This is a genomic window from Mycobacterium gordonae (assembly GCF_002101675.1).
GTDB classification, from domain to species: Bacteria; Actinomycetota; Actinomycetes; order Mycobacteriales; family Mycobacteriaceae; genus Mycobacterium; species Mycobacterium gordonae.
Genome location: NZ_LQOY01000168.1, coordinates 1 through 3,981, shown reverse-complemented (window position 1 = coordinate 3,981; position 3,981 = coordinate 1). Strand labels below are relative to the sequence as shown.

Genomic DNA, 3,981 nt, shown 5'->3' with positions numbered 1-3,981 from the left:
CTGGCGGCCGGGGTGGGCAGTCAGGCTGGCGGCGCAGCCGGTAATGGTGGCGCTGGTGGTGCCGGTGGCTGGTTGGCGGGTACTGGGGGAGCTGGTGGCATCGGTGGTCTCGGCGGTGCGGCCAGCGGCGATCGATTTGCCGGGGGAGCCGGCGGTTCCGGCGGAGCCGGTGGTCACGGGGGACTGCTGTTCGGCTCCGGTGGTGCGGGCGGTTCCGGCGGCTCAGGCGGGGCTGCTACCAGCAGCTTCACTGACGTCGCGCCACCAGCCGCGGTCAGCGGCGCTGGCGGCGATGGTGGTAGGGGCGGAGACGCGGGAATCTTCTACGGCGATGGTGGTGCCGGCGGTAACAGCGGACATGGCGGTCAGGGCAGCACACCGCCGGCAACCGCCGTCCGAGGCGCCAGCGGCGGTTCAAGTGGTACGGCCGGCGCCGGCGGAAACGCGGGGATGTTCGGCAACGGCGGACATGGCGGTCTCGGTGGGGCCGGCGGAGCCGGCGCCGGATCGGACGACGTCCTGCGGGGCGGTAACGGTGGCAATGGAGGCTTGGGCGGTGCCGGCGGCGTCGGCGGGTGGCTGCATGGTGACGGCGGCGCCGGCGGCGCGGGCGGCGGGGCCGGAGCCGGCGGGCAGGCCACCCTGGGTGCCGGTGGCATCGGCGGTAACGGGGGTAGCGGCGGTGCTGGCGGTGCCGGCCAGACCGGCGGCTTCTTCAGCGGATCGGGCGGTGCCGGTGGTAAGGGTGGGGCCGGCGGGGCTGTCAGTGCCGCATTCACGATGGGGATTGGTGGACCCGCGGGCAGCGGCGGCAATGGAGGCTCGGCCCAGTTGTTGGGCAACGGTGGGGCCGGTGGCGACGGTGGCACTAACGCGTTCAGTCCGCAGACCCAGAGAAGTGACGGCGGTAGAGGGGGCAACGGCGGCTTGTTGTACGGCAACGGCGGGGCAGGCGGTGACGGTGGCAACGGTGGTGTCAACAACGGTGGGGCCGGCGGCAATGCTCAGCTGATCGGCAATGGAGGCGACGGCGGCATGGGTATCGGCGGCGGCACCGGCGGACCCGGGGGTGCGGCCGGGAAGCTGTTCGGACAACCAGGCACCCCGGGTTAGGCCAAGGCCCGCCTAGCCTGCCTGCACGGCAATCGGCACACTGAACAGGTGCCCGAACTCCCTGAGATCGAAGCGCTCGCCGACCATCTGCGCCGGCACGCCGTCGGCCTGACGGTCGGCCGCGTCGACGTCGCCGCCCTGTCGGTGCTCAAGACCTTCGATCCCCCGATCAACGCCCTGCACGGCCAGACCGTCGCCGGGGCCGGCCGGTGGGGTAAACACCTGGGCCTGCAGACCGGTGACTGGTGGCTGATCACCCACCTGTCCCGCGCCGGCTGGTTGCGCTGGTCGGACAAGCTGGCCGCGGCGCCGCTGCGGCCCGGCAAGGGACCCATCGCGCTGCGCGTGCACCTGGGCCCGCCCGGCGAGGCGCCGGGCTTCGACCTCACCGAGGCCGGCACCCAGAAGCGGCTGGCAGTGTGGCTGGTCGCCGACCCGCAGCAGGTCCCGCAGATTGCCTCGCTGGGGCCGGACGCGCTGGAACTGGGACCCGACGACCTGGCCCGGGTGCTGGCCGGCAACACCGGGCGGATCAAGACCGTCATCACCGACCAGAAGGTGATCGCCGGGATCGGCAATGCCTACAGCGACGAAATCCTGCATGTGGCGCGCCTGTCGCCGTTCGCTACTGCCGCCAAACTGTCCGCCGAACAGCTCACGACCTTGCACGACGCCATGATCTCGGTGCTGACCGACGCGGTGAGCCGGTCCGTCGGTCAGGGCGCCGCCATGCTCAAGGGCGAAAAGCGTTCCGGGCTGCGGGTGCACGCCCGCACCGGGTTGCCCTGCCCGGTATGTGGTGACACCGTTCGCGAAGTGTCGTTCGCGGACAAGTCTTTTCAGTACTGCCCGACGTGTCAGACCGGCGGCAAGGTGCTGGCCGACCGGCGCATGTCACGGCTGCTCAAGTGATCGATATGCTGCCTGAGTGACCCGCCAGAGAATCCTCATCACCGGCGCCAGTTCCGGCCTGGGTGCCGGCATGGCCCGCGCCTTCGCCGCCCAGGGCCGGGACCTGGCGCTGTGCGCGCGGCGCACCGATCGCCTCGAAGAGCTGAAAGCCGAACTCTCGCAACAGTATCCGTCAATCAACATCGCGGTTGCGCAGCTCGACGTGAACGACCACGACCAGGTGCCGAAGGTGTTCGCGGAGTTGAGAGACGAGTTGGGCGGCATCGACCGCGTCATCGTCAACGCCGGCATCGGTAAGGGTGCGCGCCTGGGCTCGGGCAAGTTGTGGGCGAACAAGGCGACCCTGGAGACGAACCTGATCGCGGCGCTGGTGCAGATCGAAACCGCCCTGGAAATGTTCCACCAGCGTGGGTCCGGCCATCTGGTGCTCATCTCCTCGGTGCTCGGCAACAAGGGCGTGCCCGGGGTCAAGGCCGCATACGCCGCAAGCAAAGCCGGACTCAGTTCACTGGGTGAATCGCTGCGCGCCGAATACGCCAAAGGCCCGATCAAGGTCTCGGTGATAGAGCCGGGCTACATCGAGTCGGAGATGACGGCCAAGTCGGGCTCGACGATGTTGATGGTGGACAACGAAACTGGCGTCAAGGCCCTCGTCGCCGCCATCGAGCGTGAACCGGGCCGCGCAGCCGTGCCGTGGTGGCCGTGGGCGCCGTTGGTACAGCTGATGCGGGTGCTGCCGCCGCCGTTGACCAAACGCTTCGCCTGACCTGCCGAGCAGCTACCGAAGGAATAGCCTGCCGCCGAGGCATTTCGAATTCTTACTGTGCAGTCTGTGCTTTAGGCCGTCAGTACTCAGTGCCGCGTTATACGGCAGCCGAATATTGCGCATTTTTCCATACCGAATGCCGCGACGAAGTTATGCTCCGTCCGGGTTGGGTCGCCCCTGGTCGAAATAGAGGCAGCTCGCTGTGGGCAGGGCTGCTGTGAACGGGAGAGGCGCGCGAATTGTCATTTCTCATCACATATCCTGACGCGCTGTGCGCCGCGGCGACCGACTTGACCGATGCCGGCTCGTCGTTCGCCGCCGCCAATGCTGCCGCGGCAAGGTCCATTACGACTGTGGCTGCCGCGGGCGGCGATGAAGTGTCGGAAGCGGTCGCTGTTCTTTTCTCCCAATTCGGCCAGGCATATCAGGGAATAAGCACCCGAGCGGCACACTTCCACAGCGAATTCGTGCAGTCCCTGATGGCTGCCGGCGACGCCTATGCCGCGGCGGAGGCCGCCAGCGTCAGCCCCTTGGAAAGCCTTCTGGGCTTGGTGAATGCGCCCACGCTAGCCCTGCTGGGCCGCCCCTTGATCGGCAACGGTGCCAATGGTGCTGCAGGGACGGGTGCCGACGGTGCGCCCGGAGGGCTGTTGATCGGCAACGGAGGGGCGGGTGGATCCGGTGCCTCCGGGCAGGCGGGCGGCAACGGCGGAGCCGCCGGTTTGTTCGGCACCGGAGGGGCCGGCGGTGCCGGTGGATCCAACGGTGCCGGCGGTGCCGGCGGAGCCGGCGGGTGGCTTTATGGCAACGGTGGGACCGGCGGCAACGGGGGGCAAGGTACGACGCCGGGAATCGGTGGAACAGGCGGAGCCGGCGGGTTGTTCGGATCCGGAGGAGCCGGCGGCCGGGGGGGCATCAGCACCGGTGTGAACAGGCCCGGAGGTACCGGCGGCGCCGGCGGGGCGGGGGGACCGCTCTTCGGTACGGGCGGCGCCGGCGGAATGGGTGGCACCAACGCGCTTGGCGACGGTGGTGTTGGTGGCGCCGGCGGCGCCGGCGGGTTCTTCATGGGCACCGGCGGCGTCGGCGGTGACGGCGGCATCGGCATCGGTGGCTCGGGCGGTCCCGGTTATGGCGGTGCCGGCGGGGCTGGCGGCGCTGGTGGGTTGCTGGGGGGCCATGGCGGGGAT

3 protein-coding genes and 2 pseudogenes are annotated in these 3,981 nt (G+C 69.7%); all 5 read left to right on the top strand.

The genetic code is table 11. The features are described from left to right. A pseudogene (locus tag AWC08_RS39185) lies at positions 1–1,113 on the top strand (PE family protein); the annotation flags it as partial. Positions 1,114–1,161: 48 nt separating this feature from the next. Then, positions 1,162–1,404: pseudogene (locus AWC08_RS38550) on the top strand (DNA-formamidopyrimidine glycosylase family protein); the annotation flags it as partial. A 132-nt stretch (positions 1,405–1,536) separates the two neighbouring features. Further along, positions 1,537–2,025, top strand: coding sequence for a zinc finger domain-containing protein (locus AWC08_RS38545; RefSeq protein WP_263862030.1), 489 nt, complete (start codon positions 1,537–1,539; stop codon positions 2,023–2,025). Between the two features lie 16 nt (positions 2,026–2,041). After that, positions 2,042–2,791 carry an SDR family oxidoreductase gene (locus tag AWC08_RS23165; protein WP_065133402.1) on the top strand — a complete coding sequence of 250 codons (750 nt, stop codon included), beginning with the start codon at positions 2,042–2,044 and terminating at the stop codon, positions 2,789–2,791. Positions 2,792–3,030: 239 nt separating this feature from the next. Next, a partial coding sequence (locus AWC08_RS23160) for a PE family protein (protein ID WP_142283747.1) occupies positions 3,031–3,981 on the top strand: 951 nt, incomplete at its 3' end.